This window comes from uncultured Aquimarina sp. (assembly GCF_947495315.1).
Classification (GTDB): Bacteria; Bacteroidota; Bacteroidia; order Flavobacteriales; family Flavobacteriaceae; genus Aquimarina.
In genome coordinates this window covers 43,811-70,090 of the sequence record NZ_CANLYD010000006.1, presented here as the reverse complement: position 1 = coordinate 70,090, position 26,280 = coordinate 43,811, and the positions used below count along the sequence as shown (strand labels likewise).

The 26,280-nt window shown below is 33.8% G+C and carries 17 protein-coding genes; 13 read left to right on the top strand and 4 right to left on the bottom strand.

Translation table 11 applies throughout. The features are described from left to right. Positions 1-75 precede the first annotated feature (75 nt). Positions 76-1,086 (top strand): glycoside hydrolase family 11 protein, encoded by a 1,011-nt coding sequence (locus Q0910_RS12175; RefSeq protein WP_299216616.1) that lies wholly within the window; start codon positions 76-78, stop codon positions 1,084-1,086. 55 nt (positions 1,087-1,141) lie between these two features. Here Q0910_RS12175 and Q0910_RS12170 read toward each other — a convergent pair whose 3' ends face one another. Further along, positions 1,142-3,796 (bottom strand): DNA gyrase/topoisomerase IV subunit A, encoded by a 2,655-nt coding sequence (locus tag Q0910_RS12170; protein ID WP_299216613.1) that lies wholly within the window; start codon positions 3,794-3,796, stop codon positions 1,142-1,144. Positions 3,797-3,824: 28 nt separating this feature from the next. Next, complete coding sequence (locus Q0910_RS12165; RefSeq protein ID WP_299216610.1) at positions 3,825-5,684, bottom strand: DNA topoisomerase IV subunit B; 1,860 nt, start codon at positions 5,682-5,684, stop codon at positions 3,825-3,827. Between the two features lie 450 nt (positions 5,685-6,134). Here Q0910_RS12165 and Q0910_RS12160 point away from each other — a divergent pair, with 450 nt between their 5' ends. The 5 genes from Q0910_RS12160 to Q0910_RS12140 all read left to right on the top strand — a co-directional run bounded on the left by Q0910_RS12160 (position 6,135) and on the right by Q0910_RS12140 (position 14,001). Beyond that, a complete protein-coding gene (locus tag Q0910_RS12160; protein ID WP_299216607.1) occupies positions 6,135-7,235 on the top strand; it encodes a Gfo/Idh/MocA family oxidoreductase in 1,101 nt (366 codons plus the stop codon). Between the two features lie 9 nt (positions 7,236-7,244). Further along, positions 7,245-9,860 (top strand): glycoside hydrolase family 31 protein, encoded by a 2,616-nt coding sequence (locus Q0910_RS12155; RefSeq protein ID WP_299216604.1) that lies wholly within the window; start codon positions 7,245-7,247, stop codon positions 9,858-9,860. 94 nt (positions 9,861-9,954) lie between these two features. Continuing rightward, a complete protein-coding gene (locus tag Q0910_RS12150) occupies positions 9,955-11,328 on the top strand; it encodes a S41 family peptidase (protein WP_299216602.1) in 1,374 nt (457 codons plus the stop codon). A 140-nt stretch (positions 11,329-11,468) separates the two neighbouring features. Next, on the top strand, positions 11,469-12,305 hold the full coding sequence (locus Q0910_RS12145; protein WP_299216599.1) for a LytTR family DNA-binding domain-containing protein: 837 nt from the start codon (positions 11,469-11,471) through the stop codon (positions 12,303-12,305). Between the two features lie 154 nt (positions 12,306-12,459). Beyond that, positions 12,460-14,001, top strand: coding sequence for an amidohydrolase family protein (locus tag Q0910_RS12140; RefSeq protein ID WP_299216596.1), 1,542 nt, complete (start codon positions 12,460-12,462; stop codon positions 13,999-14,001). Positions 14,002-14,080: 79 nt separating this feature from the next. On the opposite strand, the gene katG is transcribed toward Q0910_RS12140, so the two are convergent. Then, positions 14,081-16,273, bottom strand: coding sequence for a catalase/peroxidase HPI (gene katG, locus Q0910_RS12135; protein WP_299216593.1), 2,193 nt, complete (start codon positions 16,271-16,273; stop codon positions 14,081-14,083). Between the two features lie 159 nt (positions 16,274-16,432). On the opposite strand from katG, the gene Q0910_RS12130 reads away from it, so the two are divergent. The 5 genes from Q0910_RS12130 to ppk2 (Q0910_RS12110) all read left to right on the top strand — a co-directional run bounded on the left by Q0910_RS12130 (position 16,433) and on the right by ppk2 (Q0910_RS12110) (position 20,843). Then, a complete protein-coding gene (locus tag Q0910_RS12130; protein WP_299216590.1) occupies positions 16,433-16,804 on the top strand; it encodes a metalloregulator ArsR/SmtB family transcription factor in 372 nt (123 codons plus the stop codon). Further along, complete coding sequence (locus tag Q0910_RS12125) at positions 16,797-17,255, top strand: SRPBCC domain-containing protein (protein ID WP_299216587.1); 459 nt, start codon at positions 16,797-16,799, stop codon at positions 17,253-17,255. The genes Q0910_RS12130 and Q0910_RS12125 overlap by 8 nt, the downstream gene beginning before the upstream one ends. A gap of 157 nt (positions 17,256-17,412) precedes the next feature. Next, on the top strand, positions 17,413-19,131 hold the full coding sequence (locus Q0910_RS12120) for an NAD(P)/FAD-dependent oxidoreductase (RefSeq protein WP_299216584.1): 1,719 nt from the start codon (positions 17,413-17,415) through the stop codon (positions 19,129-19,131). 68 nt (positions 19,132-19,199) lie between these two features. Continuing rightward, positions 19,200-20,045, top strand: coding sequence for a polyphosphate kinase 2 (gene ppk2 / locus Q0910_RS12115; protein WP_299216581.1), 846 nt, complete (start codon positions 19,200-19,202; stop codon positions 20,043-20,045). A gap of 3 nt (positions 20,046-20,048) precedes the next feature. Next, positions 20,049-20,843, top strand: coding sequence for a polyphosphate kinase 2 (gene ppk2, locus Q0910_RS12110; RefSeq protein ID WP_299216578.1), 795 nt, complete (start codon positions 20,049-20,051; stop codon positions 20,841-20,843). 60 nt (positions 20,844-20,903) lie between these two features. Here ppk2 (Q0910_RS12110) and Q0910_RS12105 read toward each other — a convergent pair whose 3' ends face one another. Then, entirely contained in the window at positions 20,904-22,781 is a 1,878-nt protein-coding gene (locus Q0910_RS12105) for a peptidase M61 (protein WP_299216575.1), read from the bottom strand. Positions 22,782-22,908: 127 nt separating this feature from the next. Between Q0910_RS12105 and Q0910_RS12100 the strand changes: the two genes are divergently transcribed. Then, positions 22,909-23,673 (top strand): alpha/beta hydrolase, encoded by a 765-nt coding sequence (locus Q0910_RS12100; protein ID WP_299216573.1) that lies wholly within the window; start codon positions 22,909-22,911, stop codon positions 23,671-23,673. 108 nt (positions 23,674-23,781) lie between these two features. Further along, the gene (locus tag Q0910_RS12095) at positions 23,782-26,226 is read left to right on the top strand and encodes a prolyl oligopeptidase family serine peptidase (RefSeq protein WP_299216570.1); all 2,445 of its coding nucleotides are present in this window, start codon (positions 23,782-23,784) and stop codon (positions 26,224-26,226) included. Positions 26,227-26,280 lie beyond the last annotated feature (54 nt).

Genomic DNA, 26,280 nt, shown 5'->3' with positions numbered 1-26,280 from the left:
ATTTAAATGACTAAAGTATCACTTTAAGTAAATCATTTAAATTACTAAAAATAAGATTTTTATTAAATAATAATTATGAATAAACAATTCCCTAAACCACAAAATCACACAATTCTACCAATATTACTTTTTATGTTTCTTCTAGGAAATATTCTAAGTAGCAAAGCACAAACCTATTGCATACAATCAGGATCAGAACAGATTGCTGGAGAAGAAGATGGATTCAGATATGAATTATGGAACCAAAATTCGCAAGGAACTGCTTGTATGACACTTGGAAATGAAGCATTATTTAGCGGAGAATGGGATGGCATATTGAACTATTTAGCAAGAAGAGGGTTAGGATATGATCAAACACAACTACATCAAGAAATAGGAAATTTTTACACGACTTACAATTGTAATTACAACCCTTCCACCAATTCAGGGAATTCCTATTTGTCTATTTACGGATGGACTATTGAGCCTCTTGTAGAATATTATATCATTGAAGATTGGCGTAATTGGATTCCATCAATGGCAGATGGAGCTGTTTTAAAAAAATCTTTTGAAATAAATGGAAGTATATATGATGTATACGAGAATACAAGAGTGAATCAACCTTCGATTTTAGGTATCACTACATTTCAACAATATTTTAGCATAAGAAGAGACACAAGAAATAGTGGTACTATAGATATTTCTGAGCATTTTAAACAATGGGAGTCTATCGATATGAATTTAGGGAAATTACACGAGGTTTCTTTTGTTGTAGAAGGATACCAAAGTAGCGGTAATTTTGAATTTACTGAGCTCGACGTATTTGTTGATAATACTACTTTAGGAATAAATAATAGTAACAATCCCAATTCATACTTTGAGATTTATCCTAACCCCACAAGAGATGAGGCATACATAAAATTTAAAAACACGTCTAGTTCAATAAAAAAGCTCAAAATATATGACTCCTCCGGAAAAACGATACTATCAAAAACCTATAATCATACAGAGAATACAGCTAAAATCTCTAATTTAACAAAGGGTATCTACTTTATTTTACTAAATACCGATAATCACAGGGTAGTAGATAAATTAATTATCTACTAACAAAGGTCATAAATCATATTCACGGAGAATGATTTAGTTTTCTACCGTATTTTTTTTAGAATAATGTTGGTTGATCACTATTCTCATCATCTTCAAAATCATTACTTTCAGAAATATTTTTAGAATCAGATGAAACCGCTTCTTCTTCTATCACTTCTATTTCTTCTGCAGGCAATTCTTCAGGTTCATCATACGGTAAAGATTCTACTAAATTTATCTGTCTCACCTTTTCGGTAGTCAATTGATTGCCCTGAGCTTTAATTCCTTTTACAGAAATAAAATCTTCCAGACTTATTTCATCATTCGGTTTCTGATCTTTCCCTCTTAGTTTATTATATACTATTTCTGCAACAGGTCTATGATCCGTGGAAACAATTTCTAAAAATGACTTCTGATGATCCGAAATAAACACCTCTTCGCGATCTGCATTTTCAACTAAAAATCGTTTAACATAATACTTTTCTTTTTCTCCATCCCAATAAATAGCCGAAATAGGTTTCATTGGCTTCCATTTCTCAAGCACCACCATATCAGAACCAAAATGCACCGTAATCTCAGGAACAATAGTTTTAAGAAGTCCTTTTTGACTAATAACCAACAATCGATCCTCTCCTTTAAACTCACCTAGCAATTCTCCTCTTCCGTCTACATTCAATCTCTGCACAGTATCGTCAAACCAGATTTTGCGAGGTTTTAAGGTAGAAACACCTTGTTCTTTTAGTTCAATTTTCTTGATATTATATTTAGTAACAATATTACCTTTAACTCCACGACCTTTTATCAATAGATCAGAAAAATTAAGATCGAACTTCAATTTTTTCACACTTCCTGCCTGGCGCAAGAAAATAGTAATTATCTCTGCTTCTCCGTTTGGATTTGCGGTAAAATAAGTAACCTTCGAGCTTTTCTTTCCTTGTGTTAAATCATATTCTTTATCCCTTGTAACTCCAGTAACCGCAAAGCGTTTTACATAAGATGCTCCTCCTCGACCATCCTGATAAATCATATTATAAATGGTACGCTTATCTTTCTTTTTAAAGACAGCAACGTGGATAATATCCTTACCAACAAAAGTTTTAGCGTCAACTTTAGTAATCATGAGTTTACCATCTGCAGTGAAACAAATAATATCATCTATATCAGAACATTCCGTTACATATTCATCTTTACGAAGTGATGTTCCAACAAATCCTTCTTCTCGATTTACATATAGCTTGGTGTTTCTAATAACCACCTTGGTCGCTTCTATATCGTCAAAAATTCTTATTTCAGTTTTTCGCTCCCATCCTTTACCATAAGTACTTTTCAATCTTTTAAAATAGGATACAGCGTATTCAATAAGATTTGCCAAATGATGTTTTACCTGAGCAATATCTTCTTCTAAAGCCTCAATCTTCTGTTGTGCCTTATCTATATCAAATTTTGAGATTCTTTTAATTCTAATTTCTGTCAAACGAACAATATCTTCTTCGGTAACAGCTCGCTTTAAATGTTTTATATGTGGCAGCAAGCCTTTATCAATTGCATTTATCACTCCTTCCCAGGTTTCTTCTTCTTCAATTTCGCGATAAATACGGTTTTCTATAAAAATTCTTTCTAATGATGCAAAGTGCCATTGTTCCTGCAATTCGTTTAACTGAATCTCTAATTCTTTTTTCAGTAATTCTACGGTGTGATCCGTAGAGCGCTTCAACATTTCTGAGACTCCGATAAAATTAGGCCTGCTATTATCTTCAATTACACAACCTAGTGGAGAAATTGATGTTTCACAATTCGTAAAAGCATATAGCGCATCAATAGTTTTATCTGGAGAAATACCACCCGGAAGATGTACTAGTATCTCTACTTTTGCTGCCGTATTATCCTCTATTTTCTTTACTTTTATCTTACCTTTTTCATTGGCTTTTAGAATAGAATCTATTAAACTAGAAGTTGTAGTAGAGAAAGGTATTTCGCTTATAACCAACGTGTTCTTGTCTAATTGAGAAATTTTTGCACGTACCCTAACTTTACCTCCACGATTACCATCATTGTAATTCGTAAAGTCTGCTATTCCTGCAGTTGGAAAATCTGGTAAAATTGTAAACCGTTTACCTTGCAAATGCTTAATAGAAGCATCAATCAATTCTAAAAAATTATGAGGTAGAATTTTAGTGCTAAGTCCTACTGCAATTCCTTCCGCTCCTTGTGCTAATAATAGTGGGAATTTTATAGGTAAATTAATCGGCTCTTTCTTTCTTCCATCATATGATAATTGCCAATCTGTTACTTTAGGATTATATACTACATCTAATGCAAATTTAGATAATCGTGCTTCTATATACCTAGAAGCCGCTGCTCTGTCACCAGTGAGTATATTACCCCAGTTACCTTGCATATCAATTAACAGATCTTTTTGTCCAATCTGCACCATCGCATCGGCAATACTAGCATCACCGTGTGGGTGATACTGCATCGTATGACCTACAATATTAGCTACTTTGTTATACCTACCATCATCTAAGTCTTTCATAGAATGCAGAATTCTACGTTGAACTGGTTTCAGCCCATCTTCTATTGATGGCACTGCTCGTTCCAGGATTACATAGGATGCGTAATCCAGAAACCAATCCTTATACATTCCAGTAACCTTTGTAATCACTTCCTGAGGCTGATGATCTTCAGGAGTTAACTCATTATGTAGTTCTTCGTTTTCGTTTTCTATATCCATACCTTTTTCCGGGGCACTTTTTGTATCCTTATAATTCTTCTTCTATAGTATCTAACTCTACTTTAAGATTTTCTATAATAAACTCTTGTCTACTAGGCGTATTCTTTCCCATATAAAAAGACAACAACTCTTCTATCGACTTTTCTTTATCCAACATTACAGGATCTAAACGGATATCATCTCCAATAAAATGCACAAATTCATCTGGAGAAATTTCTCCTAATCCCTTAAATCGGGTGATTTCTGGTTTTCCAGATAGCTTAGTAATGGCATCTCTTCTTTCTTGTTCAGAATAACAATAAATAGTTTCTTTCTTATTTCTAACTCTAAATAATGGAGTTTGTAAGATATACAGATGCCCTTCTTTAATAACTTCTGGAAAAAACTGTAGAAAGAATGTAATCAACAAAAGTCTAATGTGCATCCCATCTACATCGGCATCTGTAGCAATAACAATATTATTATATCTAAGATCCTCTAAGGACTCTTCTATATTAAGTGCCGCCTGCAATAAATTGAACTCTTCATTCTCATACACAATCTTCTTGCTCATGTTATAGCAATTCAGCGGCTTACCACGTAAGCTAAAAACCGCTTGTGTATTTACATCTCTTGATTTTGTTATAGAACCACTTGCAGAATCTCCCTCTGTAATAAACAAAGTACTCTCCAGATTCCGGTCTTTCTTACTATCTGTAAGATGCACACGACAATCTCTTAATTTTTTATTATGTAAACTCGCCTTTTTAGCACGTTCACGTGCTAGTTTTCTTATACCTGATAAATCTTTACGTTCACGTTCTGCTTGTAATATCTTACGCTGTATACCTTCTGCTACATCAGAGTTCTTATGCAAGAAATTATCAAGATTTGTCTTTAGAAAATCATTTATATACGTTCTAACGGTAGGCAAATTACCTCCCATATCTGTTGAACCTAATTTGGTCTTGGTTTGACTTTCAAAAACCGGCTCCATAACCTTAATACTAATAGCAGATACTATAGATTTACGGATATCACTAGCTTCATAGTTTTTACCATAAAACTCTCTTATTGTTTTTACAATAGCCTCGCGAAAAGCAGCTTGATGCGTTCCTCCTTGTGTAGTATTCTGACCATTTACAAAAGAATGGTATTCTTCACTATATTGTGTTTTACTATGCGTGATTGCAATTTCAATATCATCTCCCTTTAGATGAATAATAGGATACAGTCTATCTTCTTCGTTAATATTATCAGAAAGCAGGTCTTTTAATCCATTTTCCGAAAAATACTTTTCACCATTAAATAAGATAGTTAATCCAGGATTTAGGTACACATAATTTTTAAGCATCTTCGCCACGTACTCCGAACGATACTTATAATGTTTAAAAATTGTTTCATCCGGCACAAAAGAAACTTTGGTACCTCTTCTTCGAGAAGTTTCGTCTAAGATGTCTTGATTCGTAAGATTCCCTTTCTCGAATTCTGCCGAAGCTGATTTACCGTCCCGAGTAGATTCTACTCTAAAAAATTTAGACAACGCATTCACCGCCTTAGTACCAACTCCATTTAACCCAACCGACTTCTTAAATGCTCTGGAATCATATTTACCTCCGGTATTCATTTTAGAAACTACATCAACTACTTTACCAAGTGGAATTCCACGGCCATAATCCCTTACAATCACTTTATCACCTTGAATAGAAATCTCAATAGTCTTACCAGCACCCATGACATACTCATCAATAGAATTATCAAGTACTTCTTTTAGTAAAATATAAATTCCATCATCTGCGGATGATCCATCACCTAGTTTACCTATATACATACCGGGTCGCATACGGATATGCTCTTTCCAATCGAGGGATCGTATATTATCTTCGGTATATTTCGTTTCCTTACTCATAAAATTTTGGGTAGAATGCTTGCTAATATAAGGTTTCACTTATACAATTAAAACAGTCGCACTACAAAGTAATTAACAATTATCACGTGGTTTTTGTTGATTAATTGGCATACAACAGATTGAAGATTTACAAAGGTACTCTCTCCATTTGCTTTTCTTTCCAAAAAGAAAAGTAATATAAAAACCTGTATCCAATACTTCTATGATTAATAGGTATACTATTGATCAAAACTCAATGACTTTCCAATGAATACCTTTGAAATTATTAAAACTCTATAGCTGTCTCGATTTTAAAATATAGCCGCAATTACTGTTAAAACATTGTTATAAAAAGTAAAATCAATATCTAGTATAGAAAATATATTTTTTCTTTGGCTAAGACAGTTTACCTTTATTTGTTAACCACAAATAATTTTTATTACGAAAAACCTTCTAAAACACCTCTTAATTATGAAAAAAGCAGTAATTATATTAGCGCTTTCACTTTCACTTAATTTATTCGGACAAGACTCACCATTAAGAGTTGGTGTAATTGGACTTACACATACTCATGTGCATTGGATTTTTGGTAGCGATCCAAGAGGAGACATTAAAATCGTAGGAATTGTAGAACCGAATAAAGAACTAGCTCAGCGTTATTCTGATCAACATAAGTTTTCTATGGACATTGTATACAATACTATAGAGGAACTTATTTCTAAAACAAATCCTGAGGCGGTAACAGCTTTTGGAACGATCTACGAACATTTGGAAGTTGTAAAAACCGCTGCTCCCAAAGGCATTCATGTAATGGTAGAAAAACCTCTTGCGGTCAGTATGGAACACGCTAAAGAAATGCAAGCTCTTGCCAAGAAACATAACATTCATCTACTTACCAACTATGAAACTACTTGGTATCCAACGAATCACAAGGCTTTTGAATTAAGTAAAAAAGAAAATACCATTGGCGATATTCGAAAAATTGTAGTTAGAGATGGGCATAAAGGACCAAAAAAAATTGGAGTGAATTCTGAATTCTTAGACTGGCTTACCGATCCAGTTCAAAATGGTGGTGGTGCTATCGTAGATTTTGGTTGTTATGGTGCCAATTTACTTACTTGGTTTATGGATGGTAAACGTCCAAACAGTGTAACAGCAATTACACAACAGCTACAATCTAAAAATAACCCAAAGGTTGATGATGAATCTATTATTTTATTACAGTATGATAACACCGTTGCTATCATTCAAGGTTCCTGGAACTGGCCTATCGGCAGAAAAGATATGGAAATCTATGGTTTAAAAGGTGTAATTTATGCGGATAACAGACATGATCTTCGGGTTAGAATTTCAGAAGGTTATGACGGCTATGATGAACAAGTAATGAAACTTGAAGAAAGAAAAGCGCCATACGATGATCCATTTGCACTCTTTGCATCGGTTATAAAGAACAAAGTACAACTAGACAGATTCGATCTTAACTCTTTAGAAAACAACATGATTGTTGTAGAAATTTTGGATGCTGCCAAAAAAAGTGCACAACTAGGTCAAACTATTCGTTTAAAAAAATAATCCACATTCATGTCTAAAAACATCTATCTATTTGCATTTTTATTACTATTTCTAAAAATAGACACTTTTGCATTCCAAAACCCAGAAGCCAATCCTAAAGCTATTATTACTTCTGGTCAAGCCAGATTTACTGTGCTAACTCCTAGAGTAATTAGAATGGAATGGAATAATGAAAAGAAATTTGAAAACAGAGCTTCCTTTATAGTCATAAACCGTAAAACAACCATACCCAAATTTGATGTAACCGAAAAAGATGGTTGGTTAGTCATAGTAACTAATGAATTAGAATTGCGTTACAAAAAAGAAAGCGGTAAATTTTCTGTGGATAATTTACAAATTTCATTAAATAATAATGGAGACAAAGTAATCTGGAAACCTGGTATAGAAAATAAAGGAAACCTTTTAGGAACTACTCGTACGCTTGATGGTTATGATGGTGGTAAGACCTGGGATGGTAAACCCATACCTTTAGAACAAGGGATTCTCTCTAAAGATGGATGGTATCTACTTGATGACTCTAATAGTTTCCGCTTTGATAATTCTGATTGGAACTGGGTATCAGAAGCAAAATCTACCTCAGAACAAGATTGGTATTTTTTCGGTTATGGCCTACAATACAAAAAAGCATTGGCTGATTACACCTTAATCTCAGGTAAAATCCCGTTACCTCCACGTTATGCTTTTGGGTATTGGTGGTCTCGATACTGGGCGTATTCTGATCCTGAACTCAAATCTTTGGTAAACGATTTCAGGAGATATGACATTCCGATAGATGTGCTTATCATAGATATGGATTGGCATTTGACACATGGAGGGCTAAAAAATATTAAAAATCCACAAAAAGACCCTTTCGGAGAGCTTTTAGGATGGACAGGATACACCTGGAATAAGGCATTATTCCCGGAACCTTCTAAGTTTATAGAATGGACAAACCAGGAAAAACTTAAAACTGCTCTGAATTTACACCCAGCATCAGGTGTGGCACCACTTGAGTCACAATATGAGGATTTTGCTAAAAACTATGGTTTTGATACCACAAAAAGAGATTGGATTCCGTATCGCATGGCAGATAAAAAATGGGCTGAAACCTATTTTGATGTGCTGCTCAAACCTTATGAAGATTGGGGTGTAGATTTTTGGTGGCTGGATTGGCAACAATTCCCTGAAAGTAAAGTACTAGAAGGCTTAAATAATACCTGGTGGCTCAATTATACTTTTTTTTCCAGTATGGCAGAACGCACAGGTAAACGTCCATTATTATTTCATCGTTGGGGAGGATTAGGAAATCATCGCTATCAAATTGGTTTCTCTGGTGACTATAAGATTTCTTGGGAATCTCTGAAATACCAACCCTACTTTACCCACACAGCCTCTAATGTAGGCTATGGTTATTGGAGTCATGATATAGGAGGCCATGGTTCAGGAGACTTGGATAGAGATGCCGAATTATATACACGTTGGTTACAATTTGGGGTTTTTAGTCCTATTCTAAGAACCCATAGTGCAAAAATATCATCTATAGAGCGAAGGTTTTGGATGTTCCCGAATGAATTTCAACATATGCGAGAACTTATTCATCTTCGATATGCATTAGCGCCTTATACATACACTATGGCAAGAGAAGCTTATGATAAGGGAGTCTCGATTTGCAGACCTATGTATTATGATTACCCCAAAGATGATAATGCATACACGTTTAAACACCAATATATGTATGGCGATCAACTTTTGTTTTCTCCAGTCGCCGAACCTGTTGGAGAGGATTTAATTACTAAACAACAAGTATGGCTTCCCGAAGGAAATTGGTTTGAATGGTCAACCGGCGAAAAATATAAAGGTGGTGAGATTATCAATAAAAACTATATGTTAAAAGAACTTCCGCTTTATATAAAAGAAGGTTCTATAATCCCTATGTATCCTAAAATTACGAATCTACAGGAATTACCTAATCATCTCCTTCTTAAGGTATATCCGGGAACTAAAGGTTCTTTTGATCTCTATGAAGATCAAGGTGATAATGAACACTATAAAAAGGGAGCATTTGCCAAAACCTCAATTGTTCAGGCAGAAACCGAAAACAAAAAAACAATAATCATTTCTCCTCCAAAGGGCTCTTATGAAGGTATGCCAACCTCACGAAGTTATGAAATACAACTGCCTGTAAGTTTCCCTCCTACTGCTGTACAAATAAATGGAGAAAGCTACAAATATAGTGATGCTAAAACCGAGAAAAGTTGGACGTATGATGGTCATGAATTAACCACCTATATAACCGTTCCTAAGATTTCAAATTCAGAAACCGTAGAAATTAGCGTAACCTATGATAAAGATTCTATGGCCAAAAAAGAACTTTTATATGGTAAACCTGGGAGGTTTAAACGACTAAAAGAGATTATTGGGTTAATGAAGATTGAGATTGCCAGAGAAAATTGGTGGGCTCTATTATCTGATCGAGTATTTTCTGCAGAACAAGTACCGGTAAATATTAGCTACAATCCTAAATCCATTATTAAGCAACTAGAATTATTTGAAAAAAACTATGATGCTATGCTGAAGGATATGCGAACACACAGAGATGCCAGAGAAAAAATCACAGACAACATTTTGATACCATTAGAACGATAAATTTGTTTCAAGAATATCATACAACCAAATCATATATACATAAACAGTATTTATTAAAACAAATCTTTGGTAACATTTTATTTAAAAAGAAACAATGAATAATAAAATCATTTTTACATTTTTGATAATACTTTTTTTAGTACCTAATTGCTTTTCACAACAATTCGAAAAAGAAAAAATAGTAGCTGACTTAGATTTTCTAAATACATCAATAAAAGATGCGCATTACAATATCTATTCTTATGTTTCTAAGGAAAAATTAGATTCAACTTATCAAACAGTAAAAGAGTCAATACAGAAAGATTCGTTAACCTTATTAAAGACTATAAATACCTTCCAAAGGTTCATCTCTACTATAAATAATGGGCATACGGAAATAGATTTTCCAGCTAAATCTTACAGAGAATATGCATACAATAAAGGAACACTTTTCCCTCTTGAAATATCTTTTGAAGATGGGAAAAATTTAATTCGGAAGAACTTTTCAAATAATCCGGAGATTAAAGTTGGAGCAGAGATTTTAAAGATTAACGAGATATCAATGAAAGACATTCTTTCAAAAATACATCCGCATATATCAGCGGAAAGAACATATTTAAAAAATGCGAAAATTGAAGTAGCTTCTTTTCCAAGACTCTATTGGCAAGTATTTGGTAAACAAGATCGTTTCGAAATCGAAATAAGAGATCAGAAAACAATCAAAAAGCATGTTATCAATGCTGTGAATCTAATCGAAGGATATGAAAAGAAAAGAACAGAAGTTTTAAATTCAACAATGTCTGTAAAAAGTTTTAAATCTTCTGATTACATAAATCCTGGCAATTTTTCAGGTGATGAAAAGGCATATCGGAAATTTATTGATTCAGCATTTATAAAAATATACAAAAATCAAAAGAATAATTTAATAATTGATTTAAGAAATAACGCTGGCGGAGATAATTCTTTTAGTGACTATCTGGTTTCTTATATTGCTAACAAACCATTTCGATGGAATTCAAAACTAACTATAAAGACTAGTAAATTTCTTAAAGAGCATACCAGGAAACATAATGACACTACGGACACTTATTTTAAAAATATTTTAAGTCATACCGACAATGAAATTTATGATTATGAGTTCGAAGAGTATCAACCGCAAGAGAAAAATAAAAGATTCCAAGGCAAGGTTTATGTCCTAATTAATAGGCAATCTCACTCGCAATCTGCTGTCACAGCAGCTCAAATTCAAGATTATAAATTCGGAACTATTGTAGGAGAAGAAACAGGAGATTATCCGTCTCTTTATGCATCCCAATTTCAATATTCATTACCAAATACCGGAATCGTTGTAAAAGTGTCTAAAGGATATATTGTTCGTGTTAATGGTAGCAAAAAACAAGAAGGTGTGATACCTGACATCATTATAAGAGATCATTTACTTGACGAAACTGATGAAATTTTAGATCTATTATTGGAAAAATTAAACTAAATAATGATTGATCATTTTTGACAACTCTATTTGATACTAATATCCCTGCAAAACCTAAAACGAATATCAAAATTTAGAATACTTCTTCATATATCCTACTCTTTTATTCATCAAAAAAACTTTTTTGGTATTTTTAGAAAATGAAACTATTTCAGAAAGTAATACAAATACTTCAAAAACCATTTCCAGAAGAAAGCAGGTCTATTTATTACAGAAATCTTATTTTTCTTAGTGTATTTGTTACTTTATTCCTTTATATATTTCAACCTTTTGGAATTTCTACATTAACCTCTAAAAAGTTTCTTATTTGTTTAGGTTTTGGAAGTATGACTTTTCTTGGAGCCTGTATTTATGAGGCTTTTCTTCATTATACCTTTAAACATAGAAAACTGCAAGAAAAATGGACTTTTGGTAAGTGGATACTTGACAATCTATGTATCATGATCATTATTAGTCTAACAAACTTTCTCTTTGCACGTCTTTTGATAATTGGACATATTGACTGGAGTCTTTTTCCTCAAATGATTTATAGTACATTTACGATTGGCATCTTACCATTAATTATTATTGGCGGATGGTCACTTTTAAAAAACGAAAAAAAGTATCAAAACATTGCTAATGAAATAAATCATTCCAAAAATGCTATTTCTAAAAGTAATGAAGTTGAGAACCATTCCGTATTTGAGATACCAACCTATCAAATTCGATATATTGAAGCATTACAAAATTATACTAAAATAGGATTTATAAATTCTCAAGGCAGTTTAGAAGTTAAAACTGAACGAAGCACTTTGAAACGAATTATAACAGAAACAGAAGGCACCTCAATTATCAAATGCCATAGATCCTATTTGGTTAATAAAGATGCGATTATTTCTACCAAAGGAAATGCTCAAGGATTGCTGCTTTCTCTTTCTGATTGTGATAAAATAATTCCTGTTTCGAGAACTCGTGTTTCTTATTTCAGAAATAACTAGTCCTTTATTTCTTCTTTGTATTTCGTCCCAACAGCATGTAAACAATCACTTTTAGCTTGCATTCCGTCCCATAATTAACCGTCCGTCACATTGTCTTTGGTTCTAAATAATCTCATCTATAAGTTTGAGGTATTAATCTTTAAAATCAATCACCATGAACTGGAAAAAATGGATAAAATACACAGCAATTTTCTTATTCTTACTTACTTCAATTACATTAATTTGGATCACTCGAGAAGGTAAGCGTATGTATGGAGGACTTACCGAACAAGTCGATTATAAAAAATTTAAACCGCAAGAAGGGTCATTCGCTATTAAAAACATTAATATTCTTTCCTCTGATGGAGATAGCATTATTTCCAAACAAACAGTCTTAATAGAAAAAGGACTTATCACTGCTATTGATAGCACCTTAAACCTTTCTTCAAAAACAAAAGTTATCGATGGTTCAGGAAAATATCTAATTCCAGGTTTAATCGATACTCATGTACATCTTTTTCAAAGTCCAAACGATTTATTATTATATATAGCAAACGGTGTAACCGAAATTCGTGAATTAATTGGAGAAAAAAGACATTTGAAATGGAGAAAACAAATTGAAGATGGAAGGATTGGCCCTAAAATGTTTGTTGCTTCTCCTAGATTAGGAAGTTTCGAATCTATGGAAGGGTGGTTTATGAGTTGGTCTCAAGGTTATCTAAATATAAAAAATGCTAAAGAAGCCAGAAAAACAGTAAAGCGATTATATGATGAAGGTTATAATGGTATCAAGATTTATAGTCAATTAACCAAAGAAAGCTATTTAGCAATAATAGAAACTGCAAATTCCTTAGGGATGCCTGTTTTTGGGCATATTCCGTGGTCTCTGGAACTTAATGATGTATGGACAAATGGACAGAGCGGAATCGCTCATTTTGAAGAATTGATGAACGCACTTAGTAGAGAATTTAGTAGTAACAGAAACATTGGAAGTTTTTATGGTAATGAAGATGATTTTTTAAAGTTTGTAGAAGAACGTTGTGAAGATTTAGCCAACAATTTAATACAAAATGATATTGCCATCACCTCTACACTATGGCTAACAGAGAGCTTCGCCAAACAGCCCTTTGATATTCATCAAGTTCTTAAAGACGTAGAATTGGAGTATGAAAACCCTGGAATTAGTGAATGGGTTAGCTATATTCCCCAAGGTCTTGGCTGGCTTCCTGAAGTAAACCGTTATAAGCTTCCGGAGAATCAAACTGTTGATGAACGTAGGCGCAGTAAAAAGTACTGGGAAACATATGCAAAAGGATGCCAAATATTAGCACGGAATTTAGCTAAAAGAGGGGTTACCATCATGACCGGTACCGATGCTAATCTGCCACCAGCTGTGCCAGGATTCTCATTACACGATGAATTACAAAGCTTACATCGTTCTGGAATGTCACCAGTACAAGTTCTAAAATCAGCAACTAGAATACCTGCAGAAAGATTAAAAAGTAATTCAGGAAAGATTTCGCCTGGGTACATAGCTAATTTAATAATCCTTGAAAAAAATCCTTTAGAAAATATAGCAAACACTAAGACGATTAACACCGTAATTTCAAAAGGTCAGGTATTTGATCGAAATTTGTTGGATAATATATTAGCTTCCATAAAAGATGCAAATAATTCAAGTAGAAAGGTTAATATCGATATGTTTATAACAAAATAACATACTAATGATGCAAAAAAGGTGATCTTTTTTCAAGATCACCTTTTTTAAAAATACATTTAATTTTTCAAATCTATTTCTATTTCAGGTCAAATCTATCTAGATTCATAACCTTGGCCCAAGCTGCAACAAAATCTTGTACAAATTTTTCATTTGCATCTTCAGAAGCATATACCTCAGCAACTGCTCTCAACTCTGTATTCGAACCAAAAATAAGATCAGCTCTAGTTCCTGCAAATTTAGTTACTCCCGTTCTACGATCGCTACCTTCAAACAAAGTATCATCTGTTGATGTAGGCTTCCAAGTATATGTAAAATCTAAAATGTTTTTAAAGAAGTCATTGGTCAAAGCACCAATATTATCCGTAAATACTCCATGATTAGACTGATCATAATTTGTTCCTAACACTCTTAAACCTCCTACAAGAACTGTCATTTCCGGAATCGACAACGTTAGTAATTGAGCGCGATCTATTAGCAATTCTTCTGCAGCTAATTTTAGATCACCCCTTAAGTAATTTCTAAATCCGTCTGCTAAAGGCTCTAAATGTCCGAATGAATTGACATCCGTTTGTTCTTGTGTTGCATCTCCTCTGCCACTTGCAAAGGGAACAGACACATTGTATCCTGCATTTTTAGCCGCTAATTCCACACCAACGTTACCACCAAGTATAATAAGGTCTGCAATAGAAACATCTCCAGAAAAATCTTTTTGAATACCTTGATAAACATCTAATACCGCAGATAAAGCCTTTGGACTATTTACCTCCCAACTCCTTTGTGGCTCTAAACGAAGACGTCCTCCATTTGCTCCCCCACGCTTATCAGAACCTCTAAATGTAGAAGCGGATGCCCAAGCTGTTGTTACTAGCTGCGATACTGTTAGACCAGAAACAGAAATCATATTTTTTAAAGAGATAATATCCGAATCCTTAAGAGATATCCCGGTAGGAATAGGATCTTGCCAAATTAATTCTTCTGTTGGAACTTCAGGACCTAAATAACGCGACACCGGCCCCATATCCCTATGTGTTAATTTGTACCAAGCTCTAATAAAAGCATCTTCGAATTCTTCTGGATTATTGCGAAAGCGTTGAGCAATTTTTAAATAATCAGGATCAATTTTTAATGCCATATCTGCATCCGTCATCATTAAAGCTTGCCTTTTTGAAGGGTCTCCAGCAGTTGGTGCGGTTGGAGCTCCAGAATCCGCTTTAGGAGTCCATTGATTTGCGCCTGCCGGGCTTTTTATTAATTCCCAATCATAATCCAATAGTACTTTGAAGAAATCATAATCCCATTTATCTGGATTAGGCGTCCAAGCACCCTCTAAACCACTAGTAATAGCATCATCTAATACTCCTGTTCCATAAGTGTTTTTCCACCCCAGACTCATTTGTTCAATAGAAGCTCCATGCGGTTCAGCACCCACATACTTGTCTGGATCGGCAGCACCGTGGGCCTTACCAAAGGTATGACCTCCCGCTGTAAGTGCTACAGTTTCTTCATCATTCATGGCCATCCGTCCAAACGTTTCTTTCATAAGTTTGGCTGTTTCTAGTGGATTTGATGAACCGTTCGGCCCTTCTGGATTCACATATATTAATCCCATATGAGCTGCACCAAGATGTCCTTCCAGAGTTCCATCTGCAAAACGTTCTTTATTAGCTAACCATTCTGTCTCGTCTCCCCAATACACATCTTGTTCCGGTTCCCATACATCTTCTCTACCACCTGCAAAACCAAACGTTTTTAATCCCATAGATTCTATTGCACAATTACCTGCAAGAATCATCAAATCGGCCCAGGAAATTTTCTTACCATATTTTTGTTTAATAGGCCATAATAATAAACGTGCTTTATCTAAGTTACCGTTATCCGGCCAGCTATTTAAAGGTGCAAAACGCTGATTACCGGTAGCTGCTCCTCCTCTACCATCACCTACACGATACGTACCAGCACTATGCCATGCCATGCGCACCATTAACCCTCCATAATGACCATAATCTGCTGGCCACCAATCTTGAGAATCTGTCATTAAGGCTATAACATCTGCTTTAAGTTCATCATAATTAATGCTATTAAATGCTGCTGCATAATCGAAATCCTTTCCCATTGGATCAGATTTTGTTGCATTTTGACGAAGAATATTTAATTTTAATTCGTTAGGCCACCAATCTCTATTTGATGTTCCAGCTCCAGCGCTTTCTTTTTGAGGTCCTCCCATAAATGGGCACTTACTAATGTCGCCCCCGTTGTTAGTATTATCCATAATATTATTGAGTTTTAAAGTATGTCTTCTCAAATTTAATGAATTGCCGTTCTACTTTGCATAGATTAATCATATATTTAAATGAATCCACGATCAATAATATCTATACTTCATGAATAATCACTACAAAAGAAATCTATTAAATATTTGCGTAACCGAATGATTACACATATATTTGTAACCAATCAATTACATTTAATAATGAGAAGAGACGTTTTTCAGGCTATTGCAGACCCAGTGAGAAGAGATATTATTTCTCTTTTAGCAGAGCAAACACTCTCTATCAATGCTATTGCAGAAAAATTTGATATCAGTCGTCCTGCAATCTCCAAGCATTTAAAAATCCTGGAAGAATGTGGTATCATTTCCATAAATAAACAAGGCAGAGAACGATACTGCTTAATTCAACCTAGAAACCTGCTCCCTGCTTTTCTATGGATAGATCAATACAAAACTTTATGGGAGGAAAAATTGGATTCCTTCGAAAATTATTTAAACAAATTACAATCTAAAACAAAAGACAATGAGTAACTTAAACAACCGTACTTTATCCTTAAAGAGAACCTTTAACGCACCTATTAAATTAGTCTGGGAAGCCTGGTCACAACCAGAGCATATTGCACAATGGTGGGGACCAAAAGGAATGGAAACTAAAATTATAGAACATAATTTTAACGAAGGTGGAACATGGAAATATGCTATGCTCATGCCAGATGGAAATGAATTTATAGCAGATGGTATTTACACTGAAATAGTAGCGTTTAAAAAAATAATTTCGTCAGCTAATTTTAAACCAATGACTGAAGGTGTGGAAATACAAGCATTGTTTGAAGAAGACGGAGATAAAACCAATTTCACTTTTAATGTAGTCCACGCTACTAAGGAATATTGTCAACAACAAGAAAAAATGGGCTTTATGAACGGTTGGGGATCTGTTTTTGATAGATTAGGAGCGTTTGTGGATATTTCAGATAAAAAATAATAGGCCATAGCTTCCTAGAAATTATTACCCTTAAAATTTTAATATTGAAGAAAAACGAGATATGCTAGTCAGCTATTTCTTCGCTATCCTAAAAAAATAATACCTTTAACAAAAAACTGTTACAGAAAACAAATTGTAATTATTGGTATTAAAGTTTATGGAAAAAGAAAAGGATGCTGAAAACTCTCTCAATCAAAATAAAGAATACGACACCATTATAATTGGTTCAGGCGCAGGAGGGCTTTCTGCAGCGATATGTTTGGCTCGTTCAGGTCAGAAGGTATTGGTATTAGAGCAGCATGATGTTCCTGGAGGATGGTGTCATAGTTTTTATCTAAATGGATACCGTTTTACACCTGGAGTTCATTATGTAGGTTTATTAAACAAAGGGGAATCTACTAGTACGCTTTATGAAGGACTTGGTATTGCTAATGATATTTCTTTTTTCAGAATGAATCCTGAGGCTTATGAACATTGCTGGATTGGTAATGAACGTATCGATATGCCTGCTGGATACGAAAACATAAAAGAAGTACTAGCTAAACGATTTCCTGAAGAAGAAAAAGGAGTTGCTAATTATTTGAAGCTTGTTAGTGACGTATGCTATGAATTGCAATTAATCCCCAAAGTAAAAGGGTTTTGGGCACATCTTACAATTCCTTTTCGCACTAAGAACATGGGAAAATACAGTGTTTTTAGTCTAAGAAAAGTAATAAAAAAACATATCAAGAGCCCATTACTTAAAGCTGTTCTAAATATACAGATTGGAGATCACGGTTTACCTCCTTCTAAAGCTAGTTTTCCTTTACACGCAGCTGTTATGGGACATTATTCTAGTGGAGGCTACTACCCTATTGGTGGTGGTGGTGCATTGGTAAAAGCTATGACCATTGCTATTAAAAAACATAAAGGAGAAATAAGAACTAGTCAAGAAGTAAAACAAATTTTACTTGAAGGAGATAAGAAAAAGAAAGCTATTGGAGTACAATTAGAAAATGGCGAAAAGATTTTTGCTAAAAGAATTATCTCTAATGCAGACCCTGATAAAACATTTCTTGATTTAGTAGGAAGAAATAATATTAGCAAAAAGCTAAGTAAGCGCCTTGATAAAACAAAATACTCTTGTACTTCTCTAATGCTTTTCATAACTGTGGATATGGACGTTCGAAAAGCAGGTTTAGATTCCGGTAATATCTGGATGATGAATAACGAGGATCTTGATAAGGTATTTGAAGAAACACAAAAAATAGATCTTTTAGAAGGAGATACATTTCCTGGAATGTTTATCAGTTGTACAACACTAAAGGATCCTATAAGTTTTGATGGTAGGTATCATACAATAGAAGCAATTACATATATCAATCATGAATCGTTCAACGCTTTTAAAAATGAAGGAGACAGACGTTCTGAATCTTATCTAACCTTTAAGGATCAGCTGATCAAAAAAATGATAAGAACGTTAGAAACCGTTATTCCAGGAATTGGCGACAAAATTGTACAAAAAGAATTAGGTACTCCAATAACCAATGAATACTACATTAACGCTACTAATGGTTGTGTGTATGGGACAGAAAAAAGTTTCTGGCAAATTGGACCTTTTGCTTATAAATCAAAAAGTGAAATAGAAAATCTATACTTATGTGGTGCCAGTGTATTATCCCATGGAGTAGCAGGAGCAGGTTATTCTGGAGTAGAGACTGCAGCAAAAATTCTTAATTGTAGACAAGAAGATCTTATACTACCTGATGACAATCAGAGTATTAAGATTTATGAAGCAGAGGACGACAGTGAATATCCAGATTGGATGCGTAAAAAGATTCAGGTAAAAAAAGATCGCTTAGCAGCTGGTGTTGGTGGATTCCCGGAAATAGAATAGTAGAAGTTAACAAATATTCTTCTTATCTTTATAACATTACCTCTCCAAAAACAAACCTTGGTTACCATATGTTCACAATAGAAGAATTAAGCTACGTTCAAAAACGGAAACAACTTATCGATTTAGCCCATCAAAAAAATATTGATATAAATAAAATATTGGCTAAAATCAGATATGAGGAAGAACTTAGATTCTTACAAGCAGAATTGGTGAATCTTCAAAATTGGATTGCTAAAAAGAAACTACGAGTAGCGGTTATTTTTGAAGGTCGTGATGCTGCGGGAAAAGGAGGTTCTATAAAACGTTTTACAGAACACCTTAATCCTCGTTCTATGAGAATAGTAGCACTAACAAAACCTACTGAAATAGAAAAGGGACAATGGTATTTTAGAAGATATATTAAAGAATTACCGAATCCAGGTGAAATCGTTTTTTTTGATCGTAGTTGGTACAACCGTGCTGTAGTGGAACCAGTAATGGGTTTTTGTAATAGCAAACAGTATAAAAAATTTATGGTGCAAGTACCTGAATTTGAACACATGCTTTATGAAGATGGCATTATTGTTATAAAATTTTGGTTCTCTATCTCTAAAGAAGAACAAAAAAAACGTTTTGATGCCAGATTAAAAAACCCTCTTAAAATATGGAAATTTAGTCCTGTAGATATGGAAGGGCAAAAATTATGGAATAAATACAGCCATTACAAAGAACAAATGTTCTCTAAGACTCATACTACTTTTAGTCCTTGGGTTATCGTTAAAACGAATAATAAAAAAACTGCCAGACTAGAAAGTATGCGATATGTACTTTCTCAATTTGACTACATGGGCAGATCGAAAGCAAAAACAACAATCATACCCGATCCTAACGTCATTTTACGATATTATAGATTTATTGAACAAATAGATATTTAAGATATGTCAGAAACTCAAAAAGCTAAACAAATAGATCTTTCTGAAGAAAACCTAACGCTGCTAAACTCCAGTATTGGTTTGAAATACCTATTTGCAGATAAAAAGATTGATTTACAAAAGGTAATTCGGATGGCTCAGTATGAAACGCAGTTAAAAGAATTACAGGCAGAACTAATCAAACTACAAGAATGGACAGTGAAAAACGGAAAGAAAATTGTCATACTTTTTGAAGGTCGTGATGCTGCTGGAAAAGGAGGGGCAATAAGGAGAATAACTGCTCATATTAATCCTAGACAATTTCGCATTATTGCATTACCTAAACCTTCAAAAGAAGAAGAAGGACAATGGTATTTTCAGCGGTATGTCAATCAGCTTCCTCAGCCTGGAGAGATCGTTTTTTTTGACCGTAGCTGGTATAATCGAGCAGTTGTAGAACCTGTCAATAATTTTTGCACGCAACAACAATATGAAACTTTTATGGGTCAGGTAAATGATTTCGAAAGGATGTTATTAGAATCTGATACCCATCTCATTAAATTCTATTTTTCTATTACCAAAGAAGAACAGGTACGTAGATTTAAGGATATAAAAATGAGTCCTCTTAAAAGATGGAAAATGACCAGAGTAGATGAAAGTGCGCAAGAATTATGGGATGAGTATACCAAGTATAAGGTAAAAATGTTCGAACATACAAACACAAAAAAATCTCCCTGGATTATCATTGAAGCCGATAGAAAAACAAAAGCAAGAATTGAAGCGATTCAACATGTTTTAGATAAAATTCCTTATAAACAATAACACTAAACAAAAAAACGGGGCATATTGACCCGTTTTTTCGCTTTACATCTTTTCTTAGACTTATCCTTTTAACCAAGCGTTTCTAAGTGCTAATTGCTCTTTTGTTGGAGTTTCAATATCGCTTAAAACTTCTCCTTTTGTAAAAGATTTTGTCAATTTAGTTTTTATAACAACCTCTTCTCCTGCTCTATCTAACTTTACTTCTACATCATCACCTTCTTGCCACTGAAGTGTTCCTTGCAATACCGAATTAGCATTCGTTAAGGTTAACTTTGTTCCATTAACTTCTTTTATTACATCATAAGCTTGTACCCCATTATCTGCCCAAAAACTATTTTCGGCTACTAATTCTGTAAAGAAAATAGTTCCTTTATCCTGATCTCCACCAACTATAATTGCACTACCATTTCTAACATAATCAGTTTCTATATCTTTAACACCAATAGAAAGTCCTACTTTTTCAAAAAACTCATTATAATTAATTGGAGTGTTACCAATCACATGTGTTTTTAAAAACTCTCCTATCGAAGGGTATGTCATTGCAGTAATTTCTTCAATAATCTTATCATCTTCAAAAGGTTTGTTTTTTCCATATTTCAATGATAATTCCTTCATTAGAGATAAAATACCACGATTTCCGTTACTTTCTCCTCTCATTAATATATCAATACACATTCCTATCAAAGCTCCTTTTTCATAAACATTAGCATAATTCTTAGCATACGGTTCATTCAGAATATTTTCGCTCATTACGGTAAAACTCATTGCATCATCATACCTGCTAGCAGATTCAATCTTACCCATCATTTTAGTATAAAACTCATCTTCTCCTACTAAGTCTTGATTAATTTGGAAAACACTTGCAAAATATTCTGTAACCCCTTCGTACATCCATAAATGCTTAGAGAAAGTAGGATCATTATAATCAAAATAATGTACATCTTCAGAATGTACACTTAATGGAGTAACTATATGAAAAAACTCATGAGACACTACATCTATCATCGCTGATGTCAACGCATCTTCTGGAATTGCTTCTGGTAACACAACCACTGTAGATGTATGATGTTCCAGCGCTCCAAAACCTGTAGGTGCTGTTTGTGATTGAGGCGCAAGGTATAAATAGATATCGTATCGAGGTGTACTATCAATATCACCTAAATACGCTTTTTGAGCCTTCATCATTTTAAAAACGGTTTCTTTAATTCCTGCCGCCGTATACGCTTTATTTGGAGAATAAACACTTAAAACAATTTTAATCCCACCTACTTCGAATTCTTCTACATCTAATTTACCATACATCATCGGGTTGTCTGTAATATCAAAATATCTAGCAGCAAAATACTTATCTGTAGTTATCGTTCCATCTTCATTCTTTTCAGATCCTACATTCTGCAGTGCTGAAGTTCTTTGCATATCGGATGGTGCTTTTACCTCTAACGCATATTGATTATTTTTCAACACATTAAAATATCCTATAAACCCGTGTAAGTTCAATACAAAATTATCTGTCTCTATATTTGTTCCGGATGGAGAAAAAGGTGTTTCTACACTTGTGTTTTCAATATCATATGTATCATTGACCTGATATACAATTTTATCCAATTGCTTCGCGTTCGTAATTAACCACGTATTAGCATCTATTTTTTCTGTAGCCAATTCTACTCCATTATAATCTAATGCTCTAAAGTCATCCACAAATTTTCCAAAATCACTGACTGCATATGTTCCTTGTACAACTTTTGGTAAATAGTATTTTACTGTATCCTGAATAAAACGTCCAGGGTTTATTACAACGGGAACTTTATCATCCGTTATTTGTGTTAAATCTACCTCTGTAGCAATTGGTAATTTAGAAGCAATGTCGTTTGCTTGATTAATGGATCCACATCCAATTAGTAAAAGACTAATGGATAGTGTAATAAATATGTTCTTCATGTATTCAATTATTTATTATGCTAGACGCAAAAAATTAGTGAGTGTTACAACTTTGGTCGCGCAAAATATATAATTTGTATAGACTTTAACCTATTTTTGCTAATTATTTACTTATTTACATATCACTTTGGATATTTTAATTGACACAAATAGATTACGGCTTTCTGACAATCCCGAATCATTTAATCCTTTACTTTCTACGATCATATTTCTACACGATTCTCTTGGATGCATAGAGCTTTGGAGAGATTTCCCTAAAAACATAAGTAAACACACTAATTGCAACGTACTTTCTTATGACCGTCAAGGTTATGGCAAATCAGATAGTTTTTCTGAATTAAAAAGAAACAAAAACTATCTTTATAAAGAAGCAGATATACTATCCAAATTAATAGATCAACTTGCATTAAAAAACGTAATACTTTTTGGCCATAGTGATGGCGGAAGTATTGCATTACTGACAGCCTCCTTATATCCAGAAAAAATAAAAGGAATTATTACTGAAGGAGCGCATGTTTTTGTAGAAAAAGAAACTTTGCAAGGAATAAGAGATGCTAAAGTTGCTTATGAAACCACTAATTTAAAAGAAAAGCTCGCTAGGTATCACGGTGAAAAAACAGAAGATGTATTTAGAATGTGGACAGAAACTTGGCTTTCACCCTCATTTGAAGATTGGAATATAGAAAGTTATCTACCTGCAATACAATGTCCTTCTCTCATTATTCAAGGAGAAAACGATGAATATGGCTCGATAGCTCAAGTTTTAAGTATAATTCAAAAAACCTCAGGGGATTCTGAATCTCTTATTATACCAAATGCAGGTCACACTCCTCATAAAGAGGCAACAGAAGTTGTACTTAAGAAAACTACAGATTTTACCCTAAATTTATGAATTCGTGGTAGTACTATCCCGTAAAACGTTATGAAATCAAATGTTTGAAGAATTAAATCTCTATTTTTGATTATTAATCACGTAAACTCTTAACTAACCTTTTATATCATGAAATTCGTCAAATCATTTTTATTGCTACTATTTGTAGTATCTATTACTAACGCACAAGAGAATCTTCCTTATCAAAAACCCGTAAAGGAAATTTTAGATCTAGTAGACGTAACATTAGCTCCTTCCGTTAGAATCGATCAAAAAGGAGAAAACTTAATATTTTTATACCGAGATGGTTATAAAACGATTACAGAGTTATCAGAAAAGGAAATGCGATTAGCAGGATTAAGAATTAATCCTAAAACAAATATTTCTAGTAGAGCTAATTATTATAAAAATATTAAATTAAAAAAAACCGGAGACAAAGAAGCTAAACAAGTAATTGGTCTACCCGATAATCCAAGAATCACTTATGTAACCTGGTCTCCTGATCAAACTAAAGCAGCTTTTACTAATACTACAGTAAATGGAGTAGAATTATGGATTTTAGATATCAATACTTCTAATGCTACTAAAATCGCGGATGCTTCTTTGAATGCTAATATGGGTTCGCCTTTCAGATGGTTTAAAGATAATTCGACACTTTTAGTGAAGTTTTTACCAAAGAACAGAGAATCTTTGATTGATACTCAAAACACTGTTCCTAAAGGTCCTACAATTTCTGTTAGTGAAGGAACAAAAGCACAAAACAGAACCTATCAGGATCTGCTGAAAAATCCAAATGATGAATATAATTTTGAGCAATTAGCTACTTCAGAAATTTCCAAAGTTTCTATAGATGGATCTAAAAAAGAATGGACATCAGCTGGGATGTATAGTGATTTTTCTTTTTCCCCTAACGGAGAATATGTTATGATCACAAAAATCAAAAAGCCTTTTTCTTATTTAGTTCCCTATTACCGCTTTCCGAAGGAAACTACTGTTTATAAGAGTTCAGGAGAAAGTTTTAAAGTTGTAAATCAAGTTCCTATTGATGAAGTGCGCCCAAAAGGTTTTATGGCGACAAGAACCGGAAAAAGATCTATGAGTTGGAGAGCAGATAAACCTGCATCATTAACTTGGGCTGAAGCTTTAGACAAAGGAGATCCTGATATCAAAGTTGAATATCGTGATGAAGTTTTTCAGCAAGACGCACCCTTTGATAAAGAACCCGTTTTGCTTTTAAAAACGATTAATCGATATAGTGGTATTCAATGGAGTAACACTGATGAAGTAGCATTTGCTTATGACTACTGGTGGAATACCAGAAACACGAAAACATATGTTTTTAATCCTAATAAACCTTCAGAAAAACCACAAGTAATTTATGATCGTAATTATCAAGACCGATACAGTGATCCTGGAGACTTTGTAAATGCTAGAAACGAATATGGAAAATCTGTTATAAGTATTGATAAAGGACAGGTATATCTTACGGGTGATGGTTATACCAAAGAAGGACAATTTCCTTTTATAGACAAGCTTAATCTAAGCAATAATAAGACAACAAGAGTTTATCAATCTTCTTATACTGATAAAGTAGAAAATATTTATTTTGCTACCAATATTAAAAAAGGAGAATTTCTTGTAGGTATAGAATCTCCTAACGAATACCCTAATTTTTATATTAGAAATATTAATGCTAAAAATGGATTGAAGCAAATTACTAATTTCAAAAATCCTTTCTCTGCGATACAGGATGTACATAAAGAAGTCATAAAATACAAAAGAGAAGATGGATTAGAATTGTCTGGCACATTATACTTGCCTATTGGTTACGATACATCTAAAAAAGAAAAAATGCCAATGATTTTATGGGCGTATCCAAGAGAATTTAAAGATAAAAACAGTGCTTCACAATCCACATCTAATCCTAATGAATTTACGTATCCTTTTTGGGGTTCTATGATTTATTGGGTAACGCGAGGATATGTAGTATTGGATGGCGCGTCTTTTCCTATAGTCGGCGAAGGAGATGAGGAACCTAATGATTCTTTTAGAAAACAATTAGTTGCCAATGGCAAGGCTGCTATTGACGCAGTGGATGCGTTGGGATACATTGATAGAAACCGAGTAGCAGTTGGTGGACATTCTTATGGAGCCTTTATGACTGCAAATTTATTATCGCATTCTGATCTTTTTGCAGCTGGGATTGCCAGAAGTGGAGCATATAATAGAACCCTAACTCCTTTTGGTTTCCAAAGTGAAGAACGTAGTTATTGGGAAGCTCCTGAAGTGTACTATACAATGTCTCCTTTTATGCATGCAGATAAAATGAAGACTCCACTCCTACTTATACACGGAGAAGCAGATAATAATTCAGGAACGTATCCTCTGCAAAGTGAGCGTTACTTTAATGCACTAAAAGGTTTAGGTGCAACAGCAAGATTAATCATGTTACCAAAAGAAAGTCACGGATATAGGGCCAAAGAATCAATTTTGCATTTGATTTGGGAACAAGATCAATGGCTTGAAAAATATGTTAAAAACAGAAAACCACCAATATCTGATGGAACTAACTAGATATAAATAATCTCAAATATAGAAAATCCAGAAAAGTAAACTTTTCTGGATTTT

Bases quoted from the DNA above. Each gene is read 5' to 3' on its own strand.
- Q0910_RS12175 (WP_299216616.1), top strand. From the start codon at position 76: ATGAATAAACAATTCCCTAAACCACAAAATCACACAATTCTACCAATA.
- Q0910_RS12170 (WP_299216613.1), bottom strand. From the start codon at position 3,796: ATGGATATAGAAAACGAAAACGAAGAACTACATAATGAGTTAACTCCT.
- Q0910_RS12165 (WP_299216610.1), bottom strand. From the start codon at position 5,684: ATGAGTAAGGAAACGAAATATACCGAAGATAATATACGATCCCTCGAT.
- Q0910_RS12160 (WP_299216607.1), top strand. From the start codon at position 6,135: ATGAAAAAAGCAGTAATTATATTAGCGCTTTCACTTTCACTTAATTTA.
- Q0910_RS12155 (WP_299216604.1), top strand. From the start codon at position 7,245: ATGTCTAAAAACATCTATCTATTTGCATTTTTATTACTATTTCTAAAA.
- Q0910_RS12150 (WP_299216602.1), top strand. From the start codon at position 9,955: ATGAATAATAAAATCATTTTTACATTTTTGATAATACTTTTTTTAGTA.
- Q0910_RS12145 (WP_299216599.1), top strand. From the start codon at position 11,469: ATGAAACTATTTCAGAAAGTAATACAAATACTTCAAAAACCATTTCCA.
- Q0910_RS12140 (WP_299216596.1), top strand. From the start codon at position 12,460: ATGAACTGGAAAAAATGGATAAAATACACAGCAATTTTCTTATTCTTA.
- katG (WP_299216593.1), bottom strand. From the start codon at position 16,273: ATGGATAATACTAACAACGGGGGCGACATTAGTAAGTGCCCATTTATG.
- Q0910_RS12130 (WP_299216590.1), top strand. From the start codon at position 16,433: ATGATTACACATATATTTGTAACCAATCAATTACATTTAATAATGAGA.
- Q0910_RS12125 (WP_299216587.1), top strand. From the start codon at position 16,797: ATGAGTAACTTAAACAACCGTACTTTATCCTTAAAGAGAACCTTTAAC.
- Q0910_RS12120 (WP_299216584.1), top strand. From the start codon at position 17,413: ATGGAAAAAGAAAAGGATGCTGAAAACTCTCTCAATCAAAATAAAGAA.
- ppk2 (WP_299216581.1), top strand. From the start codon at position 19,200: ATGTTCACAATAGAAGAATTAAGCTACGTTCAAAAACGGAAACAACTT.
- ppk2 (WP_299216578.1), top strand. From the start codon at position 20,049: ATGTCAGAAACTCAAAAAGCTAAACAAATAGATCTTTCTGAAGAAAAC.
- Q0910_RS12105 (WP_299216575.1), bottom strand. From the start codon at position 22,781: ATGAAGAACATATTTATTACACTATCCATTAGTCTTTTACTAATTGGA.
- Q0910_RS12095 (WP_299216570.1), top strand. From the start codon at position 23,782: ATGAAATTCGTCAAATCATTTTTATTGCTACTATTTGTAGTATCTATT.